The organism is Anaerotignum faecicola (assembly GCA_024460105.1).
Taxonomy (GTDB): Bacteria; Bacillota; Clostridia; order Lachnospirales; family Anaerotignaceae; genus JANFXS01.
In genome coordinates this window covers 1-503 of record JANFXS010000162.1, presented here as the reverse complement: position 1 = coordinate 503, position 503 = coordinate 1, and the positions used below count along the sequence as shown (strand labels likewise).

The window sequence follows — 503 nt, the reverse complement described above, 5'->3', positions numbered from 1 at the left end:
ATCAGCCAGAGCCGATACACATGCCCTCAACAAGCATATTGTATCACAGCTCTGGCAAAAAATACAGGGCTATTTTTATGCCCTTTCGAAAGAAAGGAGAAGTATTATGCCTAAGAAACGTAAAGATGGAAGATACTCCAAGCAGGTAACCATCGGTATCAAAGACGGAAAACCAGTCCGTAAAACAATTTATGGCAGCACTATCAAAGAATTAGATAAGAACTATCGTGATTTTATGAGTCTTATGGACAAAGGAATCATCTTACAGGAACAGAACACCACCTTTAAAGAATTGTCTGAATTATGGCTTACAAACGAGAAGCTCGGAAGCGTTAGAGACCAGACAATAAGTACGATTAAAGGTCAGTTAAGTACCGTTAACAGCTATATCGGAGATATAAGAATCAAAGACTTACGGATGTCGCACATTGAATCGTTTCGAAGCTATATGATAAAATCAAAAAAACTGGCCCAGTACAATCTGTGCCTGTCCCGAATCAAAG

The 503-nt window shown here is 39.0% G+C and carries 1 protein-coding gene; it reads left to right on the top strand.

The window, feature by feature from the left end:
• Positions 1-106 precede the first annotated feature (106 nt).
• Positions 107-503, top strand: a 397-nt coding sequence (locus tag NE664_13295; GenBank protein ID MCQ4727607.1) for a hypothetical protein, incomplete at its 3' end; no start/stop codon positions are given.